Source organism: Fluctibacter corallii, assembly GCF_025751585.1.
Classification (GTDB): Bacteria; Pseudomonadota; Gammaproteobacteria; order Enterobacterales; family Alteromonadaceae; genus Fluctibacter_A; species Fluctibacter_A corallii.
The window spans coordinates 43083-65197 of sequence record NZ_JAOWKX010000002.1 but is presented as its reverse complement, the minus strand read 5'-3'; the positions used below and the strand labels follow the sequence as shown (position 1 = coordinate 65197).

Annotated in this window: 20 protein-coding genes; 4 read left to right on the top strand and 16 right to left on the bottom strand. The window is 43.5% G+C overall.

Translation table 11 applies throughout. The features are described 5' to 3' along the window. Positions 1–27: 27 nt before the first annotated feature. Positions 28–1560 carry an MFS transporter gene (locus tag OE749_RS03785; protein WP_263711035.1) on the bottom strand — a complete coding sequence of 511 codons (1533 nt, stop codon included), beginning with the start codon at positions 1558–1560 and terminating at the stop codon, positions 28–30. Between the two features lie 275 nt (positions 1561–1835). Here OE749_RS03785 and OE749_RS03780 point away from each other — a divergent pair, with 275 nt between their 5' ends. Both OE749_RS03780 and OE749_RS03775 read left to right on the top strand, forming a co-directional pair. Then, on the top strand, positions 1836–3647 hold the full coding sequence (locus OE749_RS03780; protein WP_263711034.1) for an ABCB family ABC transporter ATP-binding protein/permease: 1812 nt from the start codon (positions 1836–1838) through the stop codon (positions 3645–3647). After that, complete coding sequence (locus tag OE749_RS03775; RefSeq protein WP_263711033.1) at positions 3644–3856, top strand: DUF3820 family protein; 213 nt, start codon at positions 3644–3646, stop codon at positions 3854–3856. Before OE749_RS03780 ends, OE749_RS03775 begins: the two co-directional genes overlap by 4 nt. Before the next feature lie 76 nt (positions 3857–3932). Here OE749_RS03775 and OE749_RS03770 read toward each other — a convergent pair whose 3' ends face one another. Together OE749_RS03770 and OE749_RS03765 are read right to left on the bottom strand one after the other, a co-directional pair. After that, a complete protein-coding gene (locus tag OE749_RS03770; RefSeq protein ID WP_263711032.1) occupies positions 3933–4277 on the bottom strand; it encodes a PDZ domain-containing protein in 345 nt (114 codons plus the stop codon). Positions 4278–4434: 157 nt separating this feature from the next. After that, positions 4435–6006: a methyl-accepting chemotaxis protein gene (locus OE749_RS03765; RefSeq protein WP_263711031.1), complete on the bottom strand. Its 1572-nt coding sequence runs from the start codon at positions 6004–6006 to the stop codon at positions 4435–4437. A gap of 526 nt (positions 6007–6532) precedes the next feature. On the opposite strand from OE749_RS03765, the gene OE749_RS03760 reads away from it, so the two are divergent. Both OE749_RS03760 and OE749_RS03755 read left to right on the top strand, forming a co-directional pair. After that, positions 6533–8857 (top strand): PilZ domain-containing protein, encoded by a 2325-nt coding sequence (locus OE749_RS03760; protein WP_263711030.1) that lies wholly within the window; start codon positions 6533–6535, stop codon positions 8855–8857. Between the two features lie 5 nt (positions 8858–8862). Further along, positions 8863–9225 carry a hypothetical protein gene (locus OE749_RS03755; protein WP_263711029.1) on the top strand — a complete coding sequence of 121 codons (363 nt, stop codon included), beginning with the start codon at positions 8863–8865 and terminating at the stop codon, positions 9223–9225. A 13-nt stretch (positions 9226–9238) separates the two neighbouring features. On the opposite strand, the gene OE749_RS03750 is transcribed toward OE749_RS03755, so the two are convergent. The 13 genes from OE749_RS03750 to OE749_RS03690 all read right to left on the bottom strand — a co-directional run bounded on the left by OE749_RS03750 (position 9239) and on the right by OE749_RS03690 (position 21906). Further along, entirely contained in the window at positions 9239–10519 is a 1281-nt protein-coding gene (locus OE749_RS03750) for a TRAP transporter large permease (protein WP_263711028.1), read from the bottom strand. A 4-nt stretch (positions 10520–10523) separates the two neighbouring features. Further along, positions 10524–11036 (bottom strand): TRAP transporter small permease, encoded by a 513-nt coding sequence (locus tag OE749_RS03745; RefSeq protein ID WP_263711027.1) that lies wholly within the window; start codon positions 11034–11036, stop codon positions 10524–10526. Next, a complete protein-coding gene (locus OE749_RS03740; protein WP_263711026.1) occupies positions 11023–12003 on the bottom strand; it encodes a TRAP transporter substrate-binding protein in 981 nt (326 codons plus the stop codon). Before OE749_RS03740 ends, OE749_RS03745 begins: the two co-directional genes overlap by 14 nt. A 16-nt stretch (positions 12004–12019) precedes the next feature. Then, the gene (locus OE749_RS03735) at positions 12020–12775 is read right to left on the bottom strand and encodes a TRAP transporter TatT component family protein (RefSeq protein WP_263711025.1); all 756 of its coding nucleotides are present in this window, start codon (positions 12773–12775) and stop codon (positions 12020–12022) included. Between the two features lie 328 nt (positions 12776–13103). Continuing rightward, positions 13104–13373: a 30S ribosomal protein S15 gene (gene rpsO / locus OE749_RS03730; protein ID WP_263711024.1), complete on the bottom strand. Its 270-nt coding sequence runs from the start codon at positions 13371–13373 to the stop codon at positions 13104–13106. 129 nt (positions 13374–13502) lie between these two features. Then, positions 13503–14465, bottom strand: coding sequence for a tRNA pseudouridine(55) synthase TruB (truB, locus tag OE749_RS03725; protein WP_263711023.1), 963 nt, complete (start codon positions 14463–14465; stop codon positions 13503–13505). After that, on the bottom strand, positions 14466–14879 hold the full coding sequence (gene rbfA, locus OE749_RS03720; RefSeq protein WP_263711022.1) for a 30S ribosome-binding factor RbfA: 414 nt from the start codon (positions 14877–14879) through the stop codon (positions 14466–14468). It abuts the gene before it with no gap. A gap of 73 nt (positions 14880–14952) precedes the next feature. Continuing rightward, positions 14953–17577, bottom strand: coding sequence for a translation initiation factor IF-2 (gene infB / locus OE749_RS03715; protein WP_263711021.1), 2625 nt, complete (start codon positions 17575–17577; stop codon positions 14953–14955). A 28-nt stretch (positions 17578–17605) separates the two neighbouring features. Then, entirely contained in the window at positions 17606–19099 is a 1494-nt protein-coding gene (gene nusA / locus OE749_RS03710; protein ID WP_263711020.1) for a transcription termination factor NusA, read from the bottom strand. Positions 19100–19147: 48 nt separating this feature from the next. Beyond that, entirely contained in the window at positions 19148–19606 is a 459-nt protein-coding gene (gene rimP / locus OE749_RS03705) for a ribosome maturation factor RimP (protein ID WP_263711019.1), read from the bottom strand. A gap of 340 nt (positions 19607–19946) precedes the next feature. Next, positions 19947–20675: a phosphatase PAP2 family protein gene (locus OE749_RS03700; RefSeq protein ID WP_263711017.1), complete on the bottom strand. Its 729-nt coding sequence runs from the start codon at positions 20673–20675 to the stop codon at positions 19947–19949. Between the two features lie 155 nt (positions 20676–20830). Next, a complete protein-coding gene (locus OE749_RS03695; RefSeq protein ID WP_263711016.1) occupies positions 20831–21388 on the bottom strand; it encodes a redoxin domain-containing protein in 558 nt (185 codons plus the stop codon). A gap of 89 nt (positions 21389–21477) precedes the next feature. Beyond that, positions 21478–21906, bottom strand: a complete 429-nt coding sequence (locus tag OE749_RS03690) for a hemerythrin domain-containing protein (protein ID WP_263711015.1) — start codon at positions 21904–21906, stop codon at positions 21478–21480. Between the last annotated feature and the right edge of the window lie 209 nt (positions 21907–22115).

The window sequence follows — 22115 nt, the reverse complement described above, 5'->3', positions numbered from 1 at the left end:
GGTTAGCGTTTAAGGCAATCTCAAACGTTACGCGCCCTTTACGTTTTCCTGAATTCTGAGCGTTAGCACTCCTGCTAACAACATGCTCATGCCACCCACTACCAACGCATATATAGGTTCATTACTGAATATCTTACTCACGAGAAAACCTAAAATACTGGCCGCTAAAATTTGTGGAAGCACAATAAAGTAGTTAAAAATTCCCATGAACACGCCCATTTTATTTGCTGGCAAGGCGTTCGACAATAACGCGTAAGGTACACCTAAAATTGATGCCCATGCGAAGCCCACACCAATCATGGGAATAATGAGTAACGTGGGATCTTGAATCCATAAAAAAGACAAAAAGCCCGCACCACCAAGAAACAGGTTAATCATATGGGCATAGCGTAAATTCATCCATCGCACCATTAATGGAATCAACATTGCCGCAAAAATAGTCGTACCGTTATACACTGCATTGAGTACCCCCACCCAGTCAGCACCTTCATTATAAAGCACGCTCGTGGGATCACTGCTACCATAATGGTGCGACGTAACCGCAGCAGTCATGTATGTCCACATTGCGAAAAAAGGAAACCAAGAAAAAAACTGGACGACAGCCAATTGTTTCATAGTTTGCGGCATAGAAAACAAGTCATTCATGACTTCACTGAATCCGTTTTTGCCTGTGTGATGCTCGGTTAGCCAGCCAGCAATTAACTGACACACACCGAAAAATGCGATCCCGCCGGTCAAAATAAACAAGCCTTTATCAAGTGCATCAATATGATACGTGAGCAATGCCGATAATATTACTCCCACTACTAACCACAGACTTCCCTGTTTGAAATAAGTACTAGCGGTGCGAGGAGCATGATGCTCAACAATCACACCGCCTTCATGTTCTTCAGCGCGCTCAAACGCCTCAAGTTGCTCTGGCGAATATTCCTTGGTTGAGACAATAGTCCAAATAATCGCTAAAAATAGCACCACGCCGCCCGCGTAAAATGAGAATTTAACCGAATCGGGAATAACACCAGGTGCGGCGGTATTACTAATATCAAACCAATTTGACATCATCCAAGGCAGTGCAGAAGCCACAACCGCCCCTACCCCAATGAAAAAAGTTTGCATTGCATACCCAGTTGCGCGCTGCTGCTTGGGTAGCATGTCTCCGACAAAGGCTCTTGTGGGCTCCATGCAAATATTGATAGACGCATCCATGATCCAAAGCATGCCAGCAGCAAACCACAAATAGGGTGAATTTGGCATGATAAGAAGTGACAAGCTCGCAGCAATTGCGCCGATAAGGAAAAAAGGTCGCCGTCTTCCAAGACGATTCCAGGTGTTATCACTTAAATAGCCCACTATCGGCTGCACAATTAACCCTGTAATCGGTGCAGCAACAAACAGAATTGCCATATTGCCGTAATCTGCCCCCAAGGTTTCGAATATCCGGCTAACGTTGGCATTTTGTAAGGAGAAGCCAAATTGGATACCTAAAAAGCCGAAACACATGTTCCATATTTGCCAAAAAGAAAGTTCCGGTTTTTTCTGCATGTTATTCTCGTTATTCATTGTTTAAAGCTGCTTAGATGCGATGTAATTAACTGGCGCGATAGTATAAGGTACGCCAAATTAATGCATTAGATATCGCCTCGCAATGCTCCGTCGTGTGTTCTTGTAAATACCGTATTCAACCACCGACCACTGCGGCTGCAAAATGAATACGAATGCATAAGCTTATGAGCAACGTCAAACAGTAAAAATTTAGTCAGTGAAACTGCGTTAATCGCTATAAAAAGACAGACATCTTCTTTACACTATGCAAAATTATTCAGCTTATCAATATTATGCGCGCTAGCCGATTTCCTATTTCTCCCGATACCCCCGTTAATGTTGCGGTAGTCAAATCTGTGGTTCCGTATCTTATGGAATTCAAATCAAGGGTAGTCTTAGCCTTACTGTGTTTGGTATTGGCAAAGGTGGCCAGCGTGGGTATGCCGTTCGTTCTCAAACACATCGTAGATAATTTAAATCTAGACGCTATTCAGTTAACACTGCTCTCCATTCCAATTGCATTAATTTTTGCGTATGGCTTCTTACGCCTCATGAACGTGCTATTGGGTGAAGTAAGAGATACGCTTTTTGGGCGGGTTACCGAGCGTGCTATGCGTAGAATTGGACTAAAAGTCTTTAAACACTTACACGCGTTAGATCTCGATTTTCATCTCAACCGACAAACAGGTGGGCTGTCTAGAGACATAGAAAGAGGTACCAGTGGCATCAGCTTCCTGATGCGATTTATGGTCTTCAACATTGGCCCAACCCTACTAGAGATTGTCTTTGTGGTTGGGTTGTTATTTTTTAATTACGGAGCACACTTTGCGTTAGTGATTTTACTGTCAGTGGTGACCTACGTATTTTTCTCTATGAAAGCCACTGACTGGCGCACTAAGTACTTACGTGAAATGAATCTAGCAGACTCAAGCACCAATACTCGTGCAATAGACAGTCTAATTAATTATGAAACGGTTAAGTATTTTAACAACGAACAATACGAAGCAAACAGATATGACGCTGATTTAGCGGATTGGGAATCCGCTCGCCGTAAAAATCGTCTATCTTTATTTGCCCTCAATGGCGGACAAGCATTTATCATTGCCACGGCCATGACTGCAATGATGTATCTAGCAGCTAAAGGGGTAGAATCAGGTAAGATGACCATTGGTGATTTCGTCTTAATCAACGCCTTTACTATGCAAATATTTATGCCATTGAACTTTCTAGGGTTTGTGTATCGCGAAATACGTGGTTCACTGGCAAATATCGAAAACATGTTTGCTCTACTGCGCCAATCTCCGGCAGTAGTAGACACCCACAATGCAGAAAGCCTTAACATTCAACGTGGAGAAATTCAATTTAAACACGTGGGCTTTCATTACGCACCCGAACGCAAAATATTGTCAGACATCTCGTTCACTGTAAAACCGGGAGAAACACTTGCAGTTGTGGGAGATAGCGGAGCCGGCAAATCAACCTTGGTCAAGCTACTATTTCGTTTTTACGAACCTACCGAAGGAAGCATCTTGATTGACGGACAGCCTCTACGCAACGTCACGCAAGAGAGCTTACGTAAGGCTATCGGTATCGTACCGCAAGACACGGTACTATTTAACGATTCGTTATTTGAGAATATTAAATATGGTCGACCCGATGCCACCGATGAAGATGTTTACAATGCAATTCGACTTGCACATCTCGATGCCTTTGTTGGCTCACTTCCCGATGGTATTCATACAAAAGTCGGCGAGCGAGGCCTTAAACTTTCTGGTGGCGAAAAACAACGCGTCGCCATCGCTCGTACTATCTTAAAAAATCCGCCAATATTGCTGTTTGATGAGGCAACGTCGTCATTAGACAGCCAATCGGAAAAGGCCATTTTATCAGCACTCAATGAGATTGCGGTGGGCCATACCAGTTTGGTCATCGCCCATCGCCTTTCAACAATTAAACATGCCGACCAAATTATTGTTATGGAGGGTGGACGTATTGTTGAATCAGGCACGCACGCTGAATTACTCGCAAAACACAATAAATATTTCCATATGTGGCAAGCCCAGCAAGCAGAGTCTAGTCAAGAAAACATGGACCCTTTTAAATGAACCACGAAACACTGGTAGAGGCAATTAACCAAACAATGCCCTTTGGAAAGTACAAAGGGTTACCGTTGCTCCGCCTCCCCGAGCCCTATTTGGTTTGGTTCCATCAGCAAGGGTTTCCATCAGGGAAGCTCGGCGAACAACTCGCGCTTATTCATGAAGTAAAAGTGAATGGCTTAGAGACAATGCTGTACCCACTGCTAAATGAATAATCAGTAAAGTAATTCAGTGTACATCAGCGGTCTGAGATAGCGTTAAGTTAAGGTAATGCTAACCTAAAGAAGCCGATCATTGAACATGAATTGCAATGCTTATTTCATCGCTCTTTTCGTCGGGCTTCACGCGCAGATTTAGGGTTTCTCCTGGCGTCTTTTTCATGAGTTTTTTCGCTTTACTGGCTGAACAACCTGGTACGTTACACCCATCAATAGAAGTAATGAGATATCCTGCTTTTAGCCCAGCAAGTGCCGCAGGCGAACCTTCAAACACTTCATCGACTTTTACCTCGGTCAGCTCAGGACTGAAAAAGCCAGATACGGATACACTTGCAGAAAAACCGATTGCGCCTTTATCAGCGATTGCTTGACCTGAGACCAGAGCAAGCGCAAGTACTAATACATAGAATTTTTTCATTATAACCTCCTTGTAACTATCTGATTTCATTAAAATGCAAGGTAATATGAAATGCAAGTGATTAATACTTGTATAGTGTTAATCTTGGTCATTACGAACAAAGCCGAGAGACAAAAAAGCGGGTCACATAAACCCGCTTTATCGGAGTAATAGTAGGTTACGATGCTCTAAATCGTGCCACCAGCGAACGTAGTTGATGGACAGTATTCAACAAGTTTTTACTCGACTTCAAACCTGTTTCCGATGCATTGCGGGTCTCACTGGCACCATCAGCAATATCAATAATCTGCTGATTAATGTGATCCGCAACACTACTTTGCTGCTCGATAGTCGCCGACATCTCGATTGTCATATCTGCGATAGCGCCTACTGATTGATTAATACGAGAAAGCACTTCGCGTGTTTCTTCAACAATCATCGTGCCAGAGGTCGCAGATGCCATACCTTGCTCAGACACCTCAACAGCACGGTTTGAGCGCTCAATCAGTTTAGTGATAACACCATGAATTTCATCGGTAGACTCGCGAGTTTTAGAGGCAAGATTACGCACTTCATCAGCCACAACGGCAAATCCACGTCCTTGCTCTCCTGCACGCGCAGCTTCGATAGCCGCATTTAAAGCCAACAGATTAGTTTGCTCTGCAATCGATGAAATAATATTAGCCGCCTCGCCAATTTCATTGGTAGAGTCAGCCAATTCTTGTACCGTTTGAGAGATAGATTCCACCGCCTCGCGTAAAGATTCGATGGCAACCATAGCTTTGTCAGCCGCAGCTAAGCCTTCCTCAACATTCTGCGACGCAACTTTTGCACTTCCCGCATTATTTTCAACGCGGTTAGCAACATCCTGAATGGCCGTAGTCATTTCAGTGATTGCTGAAGCGACTTCACGTGTTGCGTGGCTTTGCTGTTCAGCTACGACGTTAGTGCTGTTTGCTTGCTGCTCTGTTTCCAGTGCAATATCGTCAAGTGAGGCACTGGCATCATAAATACGCGTGAGTGCAGTATCGTTGCGTCGAAGCTCGCAATACATGGCTAGTTTAGCTCGCGCTAACGACTCATGATCAGAAAAATAGGTTTGAGCAACCAAACCGTTTGAGTAAGAGTTTCCTCCTAACTTTAACAGGCTAAGCAATTCCTGCTTTTGAGCAACATTTTTAATGCCGTTGTTGATCAATACAGCAAGTAATGCGATGACACCGCCAAGCCATGTCCCCATCAAGCCGAGTATAACGAAGGCTGCGATTCCCGATATGCTTGCGCTGATCCATTGCTTAAAAAACTGTACGAGTTTATCTGTCCCAGTTAACGGCGATTGCCCTTTATTGATACGCTGATATACATTTTCAGCTCGCTCAATTTGCGCATCTGTTGGCTTGGTTCTGACAGACTCATACCCCACCACTTTACCATTTTCCAAGACCGGAGTGACAAAAGCAGACACCCAATAATAATCACCATTCTTACGTCGGTTTTTCACTAGCCCCATCCAAGGCTTACCGGTTTTAATGGTATCCCAAAGCTCTTTAAATGCCGCTTTAGGCATATCGGGGTGACGCACGATATTGTGATTTTTATTCATCAACTCGTCGTAACTGAAGCCACTCACTTCGCAAAAATCATCATTGCAATGGGTGATAACACCACGTAAATCTGTTGAAGATATAAGTGTTGTGTCGGGCTTCAACTTGTATTCGTTATTCGTAACGGATTGATTTCTCCGTGCCATGTTCTCTCCTGACTCATTCAACCACATAAGTATGCGGCAGGGCTGGCTTTATAACACTCGCTGACAAAAAATTAAACTAATTCCAGTATTTAACCTAATTCATTGTGGCAATCACATTGTGCCAATCACATTGTGGCAATCACATTGTGGCAATCACAAAATCCATTTCCTTGTTCGCTATGGCGAAACTCACAAACAGTCTTTGTTCATACCTCAGAACAAGTACAAACCACTGAAAATAAGAATAGTCAGTAAAATATAGTGCGTATAGGTAATCGGCAGGTTTGACCAGGTATTTAGCGATTTACTTTTACATTTAGATTAAAATTATTTATAAACACCATTGGATTAACAAATACTTAGAACACTTTGCGGTTTTAACTCGCCTTCGGTGTTTACACACTCAAGGCCGCACAATAGGTGTCGTCTGATTAGACTGGGACAGCACTCAAAAACGCTCGTTAAAACGCACCTTACAAATGTAGTAGTAATTAAAGCATGATTGTTGTTTTATCAGGCGGATGCCGTGGCTAAAGCCCACCGCTCTGTTGTCGATCAATACCAAGGCGTTATCCGCGCACTCGTTCCTTTTGCTGCTAGAGGCAAGTTACAGGAAGGTCTGAATAAATTCAGTTCTAGAATTCCGGCTGTGTATCTGTCTGAAATTGAATATGAAGTAACACGCTTGGCTGCTCCCTGTGACAAAAATGCATCGAGTAGACAATTCGCGAAAGAGCTCACTAGCATAGTTAAGGTAGGCAAGGTAAAAGTTGAGCTCGACAGTGTTGGCCGACGTATTCTTGACGACGAGCTGGTTAAGTATAATAATCTTTACACCCACGGTGTGTATGAGGCCATCACTAGTGAATCACGTTACTATGCTCAAATTGCTAAAGAATCTCGCGAGCGTGTAGAACAGGATTACTCAGTAGATTGTGCCGTTTCTCTTAATGATACGCTCCCTGCCGATCCACATTTAGTACCAGATTTTACCGTCCATAGCACTGAGTTCGATGATGGTAGACCACAAACAATACATGCATTGAGTAAAAATAAACTACTCATTGCTACATCGTTTAAGCCTCCCTGCTTTTTAGGCGAAAAAGTCGCGTTTACCTTCCCAGCCATTGCAAACTTATCGATCGAACCAATGCATATTGAGTACCAATACGATGGTGTTAAGCCGTTAAAAGGACGAGGCAAATACGCTGCAAAGTTCGTTCTCCACGGTTTCGAAAAATGGGCTGAAAAGGTCAGTCGATATATTCAAGCACAATTGACGGTGTGTCCACTCGTGGCAGAGCAAGAAGCTCAACGAACAAAACAAATGCTGTATTGCGACGCGCTACTATCGAATTCTGCAAGCCAAGCCTTATTGTGCTCTGAGCAGTTAGACTATTTACGTCCTGAATATTGGCTCAGTTTATCGCTAGGGCAACCGAATGCGTTGTTGCTTTCACTCTGTGCCAATGCGATGAAACAGGTCTCTCAAGATTTAGAGAAAATGTCTGAATCGTATCAATTTCAGTTCACAGACATAATTGACAACAAACCTGTGCGTTACGTTGGTACGTTAAGGCAGCTAAAGCAGGATCGATTATTGGGTAGCTTTATCAAGTATGGGCAAGAGAACCATACTTTAAAAGTGCTGCGTATCAGTGCGGCAAAAAATACAGCCCCGGAAGTCAAAGCGACACTTGCGCAATTAACGTCACCTATATCCAATGCGGATAAACGTTTTTCAACGGCGCTCTTTGTAACCGATGTGACACATGAATTAAACGGCTTTCGTGTTCATGAGCCTATTTCAACCCACTTTATCGCTGAGAAATACGTAGAGAAAACACTTCTCCCCTCGCCGCGAATAAGTATAGCGCCCTACTCTGATCGAAGAGAAAACGAACGCTATGCAATGAATGCCAAAGTCAAAGTTCGCACTCACTGGCTTAAATCGAAACAGGGCCGTGTCGTCAATATTTCCTCAACAGGCCTATGTCTTTTCCTAGACGCTCCACCTGATACGCTGCCAAAAAGATTAGCTGTAAAGCTGGATAACAATGCATTTATTGGTTTCGTGTATCGCGTTGTGGCATACAATCCGCAAACAGGCAAAGTGAACCTACACATCAGTCGCAAACATCAAAAGAAAAAGCAGCTCTTTTTTGGTAACTTTTTTGCGAAACACTACGATTATCTGTCTCAACGCGAGACATCCAGTGCAGATAGGCATCTATTTGACTATTTTTGGGCATTCTCGTCTTCTTGCCTGCCTGGCGTGCAAATCTTAATTGGTGAAGGTGAAGATATCCCTCAACGTTTACGTTTTGCCAAAACGGATGGAAAGCACAAGAGTCTTTATCCATTTAAAATGGCAGATCGTCAACTCGCCACCCACGGATGGCTGGTGGATGACCCAGAAAACTCATCTCACTCTACGAAACTTAAAACCATATTGAGTGCGTCAGACTCCACTGACCGAAGTTGGTTTTTTGCAAAGCTATCAAATGGAAAGTACGTGAATCTTCGTCAAAGTGCACTGTCAAAAAAAGCACAACGTGAGAAGATCTATCAAGGGATTAAGGAAAAATCAGGCATGATGATTGCTCATTCTCTTATCTCTTCCACGTATTTACCCTTAGATAATTATTGGTATCAAAAGCGCTGTACAAAGCTTAGTAAGGTCGACAAATTGGCATTTAATCGTATTAAAAAGCAGGAAAGTGAATTTATTCGCGTGCTCAATATCGTGCCAGTTACCTTATTGCATCAAAATATTTTACTTATAGGATCTTTTTCCGCTGAACCGCGTAATCAAAAGAGAAACCGCTCCTCTTTCGCTGACGCAGGTTAATCATTGTGCCACCCAGAATTCGACACCGTAGCATTAAACACGAAAACATCGACCGCCAAATTCGGGTGCTGCATCATGCAATGGGTAAAAAGATTCTCGCATCGCCAGAATTACAACAACAAGTCATTCAAAAAATCGAAGAACGCTACCAAATGGGAAAACTTCGTCATGGTCACTACCTAACTTGGTTAACGTTAATGGAAGCCACTGACGACGCCTCACTATTTATGACGACGCTGCTTGACGACTCTCCATACATGCGCAAATTAAGACGCTTTACCCCCTTTGTCGGTGTTCTCACAGAGGAAGAACGCCAACGGGTGCTTATGGATTTTGCTTGCGGCACACTCGACGATGTCATTATTTAGTTAGATTGATGTATCAATCGATAAATGCAAGGCTCAGAAACGGTACATAAGTGATAATCAACACACTAGCCAACATCACTAAAAAAAACGGCAATGTAGACTGATAAAGCACCGTAATCGGCTCTTTAAAGCGGTAGCTCGCAATAAATAAATTCATGCCCACTGGCGGCGTAAAATAGCCAATCTGCATGTTGGCCAAAAATACAATACCTAAATGCACTGGGTGAATACCATAAGACAACGCGACTGGAACAATAAGGGGAACAATAATCATTAATGCAGAAAACACATCTAACAGCATCCCAAGTGCCAATAAAAATAGATTCAGCACCAACAAAAATGTGTACTTACTGTCTATAAATTGTTGAGTAACATCAAATAGCCTTGAGGGAATTTCTGCATCAATTATCACGTTAGACAGCGCCAAAGACACAGCCAAAATAAGTAAAATTTCCCCCACCATGATGGCAGAATCTTTAACAATACTAGGCAATGCTTTTAGAGGGATTTCTCTATACAAACATAGCTGCACAAACACTACGTAAGCAGCTGTCATCGCCGCAACTTCAGAAATTGCCAGTAAGCCGCTGTATATACTCCCTAACACGACAAAAGGTAAAGGCAAATCCCAACGCGCATCCCACAAAACACGTTTTATACTTCTTGGCGTAAACCTGTCTTGCGCTACTTTGTGCTTTCGATTAGCCCATATACTGTACGCGCTTAGTAAGCCAATCATCAACGAGGCAGGTAATATACCGGCCCAAAAAAGGTCGTTCATTTCAAAGCGTACCGATAACCCCATCTGCTGCACAATCACACCATACAATATCAGAGGCATCGAAGGTACAAGCAGCAGCCCTAGGCTACCTGATGTAGTCACCAACCCAAGGCTAAACGGTTTTCGATACCCTCCTTTGAGTAAAGCGGGGTAAAGTAAAGCACCAATGGCCACAATGGTTACGCCTGATGCTCCCGTTAATGCAGTAAAAAACGCACAGATAAAAAAACAAACGATAGGCAGTCCAGAAGGCATCCAACCAAATAGCGTCGCAGTGATTTGCACTAAACGATTGGGTGTTCCGCTCTGCGCTAATAGATATCCTGCCAAACTAAACAGCGGTAATGCGACAAGTAGCGGCGTATCTGTTAAGCGGTAAATCTCTGCTGCAATAATAGAAAAGGGGATATCTTGCGCATAAAACCCTAAAATAGATGCAGCCAAAAGCACGACAAAAATCGGTAATCGCATGAGAGCCAACAAAAATAACACCGCACTGATTACTGGTATCATCTTGTCACGTCCTTTCTTCGCTATTAGGCTGACTAAAACAGTGCTGCACGGCACTCATTGCAAATCGGATAGCCATCAATGCGAAACCGAGGGGAATTATCATTTCAGTTAGCCACATTGGCACCGAAGCAAATGCCAGTAACCCGTCTTCAAATTCATAACGAATTAGCTCAACAGAATGCCACGCAACAAATCCGCAGACAGCACCCGCAACAATATCGACAAGACCCCCAGATATGCGTTGTAAGTAGATAGGAAAATAATGACGTAAATCAATGGCTAAATGGTTGCGTTCTCGGGTGGCAATACCGCTTGCTAAAAATGCTAACCAAAGCACCAACACATTAGATAAGGGCGAAATCCATGGGACACCCACATCAAATACGTTCCGCAATAACACTTGAGCACTCGCCAAAATAAGCAATGCCAGCATCGTTATTATTAACAATGCATCTTCAATTCGCGCAAGCAACACCAGGAAGTGTGTTAAAGAACGATGTTTTTTATTGAGGCGCATTGAGTAGCTGCTTAATTTTTACGTATAAATCAATCGATACTTGTTCCTGCTCAGTCAACATACTACTTAACTGCTCTGCTCTCATGCGCCAATTTGCCGCTTCCTCTGGCGCTAATTTATGCAACTTGACACCCATTTTCTGCATAGCGAGATAGGCCGACAAATTGTCTCTACGATTTGCCATATCAATGTCAGCAAATTTTGCCCGCATTATGCGCTTAACGACCAATTGATCCTCTTGCTTTAGCTTCGAAAACGCTTTGCTGTCAATCACAAGCGTACCAAGGAAATACAAAATCGGAAAATCCATCATATGTGAGACTTGCGTGTGCCATTGCAGCGCAATAGCCCCGGTAGGTGAACTTGAAACGGTATCAATCATTCCGGTTTGTAGCGCTGCCAACACATCAGCAATCCCCAATGGAATAGGCATCACACCAAAATTTCGAACAACATCTAAGATATAGTCATCTCCCTCGGGCACCCATACTTTTCTCTGTTGAATCTCATTAAGGTTAGAAATAGGCTTCTTACTCATTAGATAGGCAAAACCACCTTCAGCAAACCCCAAAGACACAAACCCTCCCAGTTCAAGCTCGCTCAACATAATGGGATCTAGCGTTTTCCTGACGGTGTCTACCTCATCAAATGACTGAAAAAGTGCAGGTACGTTGTAGAGACGTAAGTTAGGTGCGGCATCATACAGAGCACCAGTTGGTAAAGCCGCGCCATGTAATTGTCTTAAGCGAATTTTACGCATCACTGCACTGTCTGATCCCATCACGCCACCGGGATAGAATTTGATTTTTACTCGGCCACTCGTGGCATCTTCCACTTCTCTAGCGCCTTCGCGCATTAATTTCATCCACGCCGTCCCATCAGGTGAGAGTGTGGCAATTTTTAACGTAGAAGCTAACGAGGAGTGACTAAAGAGTATGAGTAAAGCCAAGATAAACGTGCATTTCATAATGGTTTGTTCCAAATTAAAAATAGTCGGCACTTTGCTTCAGTAAAGTTTTGGCTTTCGCTTTTGCCAATGTATTCATCAGTGTGTAACCCTTAATGTGGGTGTCACTTTCCAATACTTCAGTGAGTAACTTATCGTGCAATGCTTGATCAAATATTAAGCGTGCGTAGCGCTCGGCCAGCAACACTTTTGCCATCAAGTTTTTTTCACCTGAAAGTGCTATCGCTTTTTCAAAATAGTCTCTACCTTGATCAGGCTTTCCACCTAATGATGCGGGCAGTAATGTGCTGATCCCCCCCAAATAGAGATACGGTGCCCCTTCTTTGAAGGATTCATTTTCAGAAGTAATTTGCTCAAGCATAAATTGCATCTTAGGCAGCTGAGACATCGCATACCAATCCCCTGTGCGCATCTGAACCCAATTCACCCATGCGCTCGCATACGCATAGACGGCTTTCATCAAGTCATCATCCATATTATTTAAGTGCTCTTTTAATTGAGGCAATGAGGTCTGGTCTACATCACATAAACTCTTACGCGTTAAACAGAGCGCCTGTTGAGCATAAGTAAAGGATTTGTCGGTCATAACTCGTTTACGCGTTTCATCTTCAACAAAAACAGACGCATACGCACCGTTAAGCTCACTTGCGGCAATAAGAAGCGGTATATTGTCTGGACTATTATTTAGCAACCCGTCCATCATCAATAAAAAAGCTGGAGCGCCTTCTTTCACCGTCGAAGTATCTTGATTATCAAGAATTGCTTGGCTCAACCCATCTGCTATTGACGATGTTTGACGCTCAATAATAATGGCGCAAGAACACAAGCAAATTAAAGCTGGCAGAAAAAGAAAATATCTCATTCGAATGAGTCGCAGACGATTTTTTGGGAATGAAATAAGTCTAACGGCAATTTAGAAGCTTGCCAGTTGGATAAGAATAAATACGTTTGAAATATAAGCGAACGTACCAAATAGTGTCAGCGAAACTGATATTACGCTCGTGTTGAATACGCGCCTTTTTGTATTTACATCCACTAGAACGCAGATACAAAAAAGCGCCCATAAGGACGCTTTAGAGATTAAAACCTGATACGTAGGCTTATCGACGTAGGCCTAGACGCTTGATTAGGTCTTGATAACGCTCAACGTTTTTACCTTTAAGGTAGTCAAGAAGCTTACGACGCTGGCTAACCATGCGTAGTAGACCACGACGTGAGTGGTGATCTTTCTTATGATCAGCAAAGTGACCTTGAAGCTTGTTGATGTTGTGCGTAAGAAGCGCTACTTGAACTTCAGGTGAACCTGTATCGCCTTCTTTAACACCGTATTCAGCAATAATTTTTGCAGTTTCTTGTGTAGTTAGTGACATATCTTTCTCCAATTTAAATGAATACTCGGCCGATCACTAATTCAGCCGAGCAAGAAGAGCGCGTATTATAGAGATATTCCCAATAATAGCAAGTGACAAGCATCGGTAACGAATCATGCTCTTCACGCATTATGCGGTATGGCTCTCATGACGGTAAACCACCAAACGCTTTGGCGCTACACGGCTATCTTCATCAATCACAGCCACTCCCAAGAATACCTGTTCTGACGCATCATAAACGCGTACTTGAGTATGGGTATCAAACTCATATGCGGCTTTATTGTTAACGGGATTACCGTTCTTAAAATATGGCTCCGACTGCTCGTCTAATGCGATCCGAGGCAATGACAAAACCGCTGAATCCATTGGTAGAAGAATAGGGTCTAAATAGGATTTAGGCGGAATACCCTCATCATTCGCTTTTTCCACTAAAGCGTTTACATGGTCAATAGTCACCATTTTATCGACTGGGTAATCCGCCACTTTTGTACGGTGCAAACGGGTTACGTACGCCCCGCAGCCAAGATCTTGCCCGATATCATCAACAAGAGAACGAATGTAAGTACCTTTGCTGCAATGAACAGTCAAATCAACTTCATCTCCCTCGAATCGATCTATCTGCAAGCTAAAAATTGTGATATCTCTCGCTTCGCGCTCAATTTCAATGCCTTGTCTGGCATAGTAATAAAGCGGCTTTCCTTGGTGCTTTAATGCCGAAAACATTGAGGGAATCTGCTTCGATGTACCTAAATATTGGTTCACCACAGAAGCTAAGGTGTCAGCATCAACATTGACAGGTTTGGTTTCAACCACTTCACCGTCTGCGTCTGAGGTCGTGGTACGAATACCGAGCTTAGCAGTAACTTCATACACTTTGTCGGCGTCTAATAAAAACTGCGAAAACTTCGTTGCTTCACCTAAACACACTGGCAGCATGCCAGATGCCAAAGGGTCAAGCGCCCCTGTATGCCCGGCTTTTTCAGCAAAATACGCGCGCTTAACTTTTTGCACGACATCGTTAGACGTAATACCCAAAGGTTTATCTATTAATACTATGCCGTCAACTGGACGACCTTTTCTACGCCTGGCCACCTATGCGTCTTCCTCACCGTCAATATCACGCCCAACCTGTTTGGCACGCTCTTTATCTTTATTCAAGGTTTCTGTGACTAAGCTTGAAATACGCATACCTTCGGTAATTGAGTTGTCTTGCACAAACTTGAGCGCTGGTACTGAGCGCATACGAATACGCTTAGATAGTAGCGTCCTCACGAACCCTTTGTTTTCGTTAAGGATATCCATGTAGCCTTTGATTTTTTCTTCATCGGTATCAAAAAACGTCACAAATATTTTTGCATGCGCTAAATCTCGTGAGACTTCTGTACCAGATACCGTCACCATGCCTAGACGAGGATCACGGTTTTTAAATTCATTTTGCAGAATACTAGCGATTTCTTTATGAATTTGCTGTCCAACACGTTCTGTGCGGGAAAACTCTCTAGCCATATTCTTTTCTCCTAAACCATTCAAAAAACGGAGGCATAAGCCTCCGTTTTATCACTGATAGACGCCGCGAGGATTAAATTTCGCGCTTCACTTCCACCACTTCGAAGACTTCAATTTGGTCACCGACCTTAACGTCATTGTAGTTCTTAACGCCGATACCACACTCCATTCCGTTACGCACTTCTTGTACGTCGTCTTTGAAGCGACGAAGAGACTCAAGCTCACCTTCGTATATTACTACGTTATCACGTAGTACGCGGATTGGGTTATTACGTTTAACAGAGCCTTCAACCACCATACAACCAGCAATTGCGCCTAGTTTTGGTGACTTAAACACATCACGTACTTCAGCCAGACCCATAATTTCTTGTTTGAACTCAGGTGCAAGCATACCACTCATGGCCTGCTTAACTTCATCAATCAAGTCATAGATGACGCTGTAATAACGCAAATCAATTTCTTCGTTTTCAATAACACGGCGAGCTGTTGCATCAGCACGCACGTTAAAGCCAACTACAATTGCGTTTGACGCCGCAGCAAGGCTAGCATCAGTTTCAGTGATTCCACCTACACCGCTACCGACAATGTTTACTTTCACTTCGTCAGTTGACAACTTAATCAATGACTCATTGATAGCTTCTACAGAACCCTGAACATCCGCCTTTAATACAATGTTCAGTTCGCTAACATCACCTGCTTCCATGTTTGCAAACATGTTTTCAAGTTTCGCTTTTTGCTGTTTAGCCAGCTTGATCTCACGTTGCTTGATAGAACGTTTTGTCGCGACTTCACGTGCTTTACGTTCATCAGACACGACTAATGCATCTTCACCCGCTACAGGTACACCAGACAATCCTAAAATTTCTACTGGCGTAGACGGTCCTGCAACATCAACTGTTTGGCCATTTTCATCACGCATCGCTCTAACACGACCGTACTCAAGGCCACACAGTAGAATGTCACCGGTTTTTAGCTCACCTTGTTGTACAAGTACAGAAGCAATAGGTCCACGACCTTTATCAAGGCGAGATTCAATTACGATACCTTTGGCAGCACCTTTAGGCACAGCTTGGAGATCAAGTACTTCAGCCTGAAGGCTAATTGCTTCAAGCAGCTCATCAACACCCATACCGGTTTTCGCAGAGACGTGAACGAATTGGTGCTCACCGCCCCACTCTTCCGAGATAACTTCCAATTGAGACAACTCAGTTTTAACACGGTCAGGATCAGCCGCTTCTTTATCCATTTTGTTTACAGCAATAATAAGTGGAACGCCTGCTGCACGAGCGTGCTGGACCGCTTCTTTTGTTTGAGGCATAACGCCATCATCTGCAGCTACAACCAATACAACAATATCTGTTGCTGTTGCACCACGTGCACGCATAGCAGTAAATGCAGCGTGTCCAGGTGTATCTAGGAAAGCAATACGACCATTGTCAGTTTCAACACTGTAAGCACCGATGTGCTGGGTAATGCCGCCCGCTTCACCCGCCGCTACTTTTGTACGGCGAATATAGTCAAGCAATGACGTTTTACCATGGTCAACGTGCCCCATAATTGTCACAACTGGTGCGCGCGGCGCAACGTCGCCTGCACCCGCTTCGGCCATCAACTCTTCTTCAAGTGCATTATCGTTAACCAACTCATATTTATGACCCATGTCTTCGATTACCAACACAGCTGTGTCTTGGTCAAGAACTTGGTTAATGGTTGCCATTTCACCCATTTTCATCAATGACTTAATCACTTCGTTAGCTTTTACAGCCATCTTGTTTGCTAAGTCACCTACCGTAATGGTTTCGCCAAGACGAACAACACGCTCGACAGGCTGTGCAGGCTTTTTAAAACTATGTTTAAGATCTGCGCCTGCGTTACGTTTTTTCTTACGTCGGCGGGTGCTACGCTCAATTTGCATATCTTCTTCGTCTTCCGCCTCTTGGGCGTAACGATTTGAATGCATGTGCACTTCTTCTGCTTCCTGCTTTTTACGGCGCTCTTCTTCCTCTTTCCAGCGACGTTCATTTTCTTCAGCTAAACGTTTTGCTTCTTCAGCTGCTTTTTTCGCTTCTTCTTCAAGCTTACGTTTTGCTTCTTCTTCTTGCTGTATACGCATACGCTCAGCCTCTTCTTTGGCTTTTTCCTGCTCCGCTTTTTCTTCCGGAGACAACTCTACTTCTTGTTTCTGCGATTCAGCTTTCTGTGCCGCTTCTGCTGCGGCCTTTTCACGCTCTGCTTTTGCCTTTGCTTCAGCTTCTGCTTTCGCCTTTTGCTCAGCTTCTTTACGTGCTTTTTCTTCTGCTTCTAAACGCGCTTTTTCTTCAGCAGCTTTACGCTCAGCTTCTTGCTGGGCTAAAAGCTCTTCTTCTTTGCGCTTCGCTTCTTCTTCCGCCAAACGGGCTTCTTCAACTTCAGATCGTTTTACATACGTACGCTTTTTACGTACTTCGACCTTCACTTCTTTCGATTTGCCAACACTCAATGTGCTGGTTGTTTTACGCTGAAGCGTCATTCTTTTAGGCGCTTCCGACCCTTGGCCGCCATGCTGCTTGCTTAAGTGATCAAGCAGTTGACGCTTTTCGTCTTCAGTAACATCATCACCTGTACGCTTTTCTAAACCAGCATCTTTGAATTGCTGAAGTAAACGGTCTACTGAAGTGCCGATATCGGCCGCGAGTTTTTCAATGGAGACTTCTGCCATCTGTTACTATTCCTCTCTTTTGACCTGCTTATTCTTCGTTGAACCAAACGATATTACGTGCAGCCATAATTAGCTCACCCGCTTTTTCATCGTCTAGATCTTCAATATCGCTGATGTCATCAACACCTTGCTCTGCAAGGGCTTCAAGATCAACAACGCCTCGGCTGGCTAGAATAAATGCGACGTGCTTATCCATACCTGGCAGGTTTAATAGTTCTTCTTTCGGTTCAGACGCATCAAGTGATTCTTCATTTGCTAGCGCACGGGTAGTGAGTGTCGCTCGCGCTCGTTCACGTAGCTCTTCAACCATGTCTTCGTCTAAACCGTCAATTGCCAATAGCTCGTTTACAGGAACATACGCCACTTCTTCAAGTGTGCTGAACCCTTCATCCACCAAAACAGACGCGAAATCTTCATCGATATCTAACCCGTCCATGAACAAACTAAGGACTTTTGCGTTTTCTTCTTCATGCTTTTTGTTAAGATCGTCAACGGTCATTACGTTGATTTCCCAACCTGTCAGCTGACTTGCTAAACGCACGTTCTGGCCACTGCGACCAATCGCTTGTGCAAGGTTGTCGGCTTCTACCGCAACGTCCATCGTGCCGTTGTCTTCATCAACAACAATAGATGCAACCTCTGCGGGTGCCATCGCATTGATAACAAATTGAGCTGGATTTTCATCCCAAAGCACGATGTCAACGCGTTCACCACCTAACTCACCTGATACCGCCTGAACTCGAGAACCTCGCATGCCCACGCATGCTCCAACTGGATCAAGGCGCTTATCATTAGTTTTAACTGCGATTTTTGCACGAGAACCAGGATCGCGAGCAGCAGACTTAATCTCAAGTGTTTCTTCCGCGATTTCAGGTACTTCGATACGGAATAATTCAACCAGCATATCGGGATGTGTGCGGCTGATAAACAACTGTGCACCACGTGCCTCAGGGCGAATAACGTAAAGCAATCCGCGTACACGGTCACCTGGGCGGAACGTCTCCCTTGGCAACATATCATCACGGTAAATGACACCTTCGGCATTGTTACCTAAATCAATGATCACGTTGTCGCGGTTCACTTTTTTAACCGTACCCGTGATTAACTCACCTACACGATCTTCATATTCCGCAATCATCTGCGAACGCTCAGCTTCACGTACCTTTTGTACGATAACTTGCTTCGCAGTTTGCGTAGTAATTCGGTCAAACGCGATTGATTCAATCTGCTCTTCTACGTAATCACCCTCCTGAATCTCAGGATTGTCGATGCGCGCAGCAGACAAGGTCATCTCAGCGTATGGATTTTCTTGTTCATGATCGTCGGCGGTAACCAACCAACGACGGAAGGTATCGAAATCTCCAGAGGTTCTGTCGATACTGACACGAACTTCAATTTCGCCTTCATTTTTTTTCTTGGTAGCGCTAGCGATAGCGAATTCCAAAGCTTCAAAAATTTTTTCTTTTGGAACCTGCTTTTCGTTCGATACGGCTTCAGCCACTAACAGAATTTCTTTATTCATTGTTGCCTCACTGATTGCTTTCTAGCGAAAGCCCTTGTCTTGCCACCATCAATCAAACGATGGGACCAAATTACCCTTTTCAATATTTGCAATAGCCAGCACGTAAGTCTGTCCATCAACTTCTAAAGAGATGTTTCCGTTCTCGCACGCCAGTAGTGTGCCTTTAAAGTTTCTGCGATCATCCATTGGCACGCGTAGCTTAACCGCTACAACATGACCAACTTGCGCCTGATAGTGCGCATCTTTAAATAAAGGGCGCTCCATACCAGGAGAGGAGACTTCCAAGTTGTATTCAGTACTAATAGGATCTTCAACATCCAATACAGCACTGACCTGATGACTTACATCGGCACAATCGTCGACGGTAATACCATCAGGGTGGTCAATAAACACTCTTAACGTCGAATGCTTGCCAGCTCTGACAAACTCCACGCCGACGAGCTCAAAATCCAAAGCTTCAACAGGTGCAGTTAACATCTCGGTTAAACTTTGTTCAAGTCTTGACAAATCAACTCTCCAAAAACAAAAAAAGGGCAAACGCCCAGACTAAGATTTTACAAAAATCGGAATAACAAAAAGCCCCGAACTCACGGGGCTTTTTGTTGCTGGACCTAGTCCACTAATTCAATTGCTGCAAAGTGCAATAATGTGGTGCGATAAAACAGCGTAGTGTGCTGTTTGAAAGACTTGAGTCTCTCGCAACAGACGAGACGTTACTGGTCACAATGAGGGAGCCCGTCTCAAAAATAATGCCCGTATTATATAGAGATAAAACTAAACTGTAAAGCTGCTTACTGGGCAAAGCGTATTCAGAAAATAGCATAATCTAATTGGTAATCATTTTGTTTCACCGTACTTCACTGTGGGTGTCTAGTTTTAAAAATGGCTTAAAGAAGCCTTTCTGTTGTAAAAACAATGACATCAGCAACGCCAGTATTGCCCAAGCTAATCCAATACTCCAACCGGCTAAAACGTCTGTTGGCCAATGCACCCCTAAGTAAACGCGACTGATACCTACACTCAAGGTAATGATAGTCGCGACAGCGTAAAAAAAGGTTTTAATGCGTTTTCGCTTCATTGTTCTAGATAACAACCCCGCCAAAGTAAAATATACCATTGCTGACATAAGGGAATGGCCGCTTGGAAAGCTATGTGTGTAAACATGACTTCCATGGGGGACTAAATCAGGCCTTGGCCGCTCAAATCCATACTTCAATGCAAAACTTGTAGCTGTACCCAAAATGATTGCAAGAAGTACGTACCATGCGAATCTGCTTCGCTTAATCAGTTGCAAATAGAAAAAAGCTGTTAGCGTAAAAAACGTAAGCAACCCTACTCCACCAAGGCTTGTTATATCTCGCATCAATTCTTCTACCCATTTTGCACCTATAGGATCGCTAAGATTGGTTGACTCTCGAAACAGGAGCAAAATCTCACGATCAAAATGTAACTGATTTTGGCTTAAAACAAATGAAGCTAAAATTGCAAAAACAGTAATACACAGCGCTACGACAAACAAAGTAACCAATGTCCTAACTTCTGAAAACTGTATTGTATTTTCGACGTTTTTTGTCATTTAAGTACATCCATATGAAACGTGAATTAACCGATACGAAACCGCTTACTTTTCAGCGGGTACTAGCAAATAGCACAACGAACAGAGCGTAACGTTTTTACAACCTGTTACGCTCTTGAAGGTGAGTTGAACGCAAAAAGTAACTTTCTATACTGCTAAGCACCATGTCCATGGGTACCGCGCACCGGATACTTATTTTCTCTGGCGTACGATAACCCGCGAATTAGTTGCTCTAAGTTTGGGCGTAAGAATGGGCCATTAGCAATGTCAAAGAGTTGGATTTGATTGCTGCTATTTACAACCATTAACGCAGGTTCATTAAACATATGGTCAGTTTCTGAGCTTGACATAGGTTCCGAAATATACAATCCAAGCTGTTCCATCTGTGGGACGGTTAAACCAGTAAATATGGGAAAAGAAACATTCAAATCGTCATCACGATTTTTCTGCAATTGCTGCGGAGAATCAGCCGATACAGCGACTAAATCAACGCCAATTCCCTGAAAACGCCCTACCATTGTTTCGGCTTCGTTAAGAAAGTTGGTACAGATGGGGCAATGTTGCCCACGGTAGAATATTACTGCTGTCCACCTATCTGAGCCGCTAGGTGAAGATGGGTCAGAGGTTGGCACCAATGAAACTTGCCGTCCATCTTCTGATTGAACTTTAATATCTGGAAACTGCTGACCTGCACGTAATTTATAAGCACTCATGTTTGTTCCTCCATTTCCCTTTAACGATAGAATCGATCTACGACAATTGCACAGTATCTGTTTAGATAATTTACGTTTTGTCTCTGCCTCTACGTTTTCATTTCAGACTGATAACGCGTCGCAAGTTCTGATTTCTGGGCATCCGAAAGGATTCGTCCCGCTAGTTGGAATGTTTCTCTTTCTTCTTCCTCCAAATGATGAAGCACCTTTTCGTTTAGGTTTTTCATATATGACATCCAAGCTGAAGAGGACATATCTGTTTGATCAAGTTTCTCTATTAACTCGTCTATTTCATGGTGCTCAGCAATGCCATGACGGGATTTTTCAATTGCCTTGTCTGATTCCATTAATGCTATGTAGAAGTGGCGTTCCTCTGCAATGGCATGTCGATTCAACTCGTCTTTAAGTTGGGCGTAATAATCTTTTCGAGTGCTCGACGCTCCTGACGTATCCATTAACGTCGCCAATAACGCTCTTTGTTTGTCATGATCCTCACGAAGCGCTTCAAAAATACGCATGTTGTCTCCTAACATTGCAAGATGAATATTGAATCCTGTATCACTAGTTACTGCGTGATTTTCTTTTCAGATCATTCATTTCTCTCGAATATTTGCCACGAAATATTTCTTATAAATTTTTCGCTAACTCTCTAAAACCAAACTAGAATCTTTAGACGGGGTCAATATGCCTCCGTAATCATTCGACTAGCTCAACGAGATTACAGGGC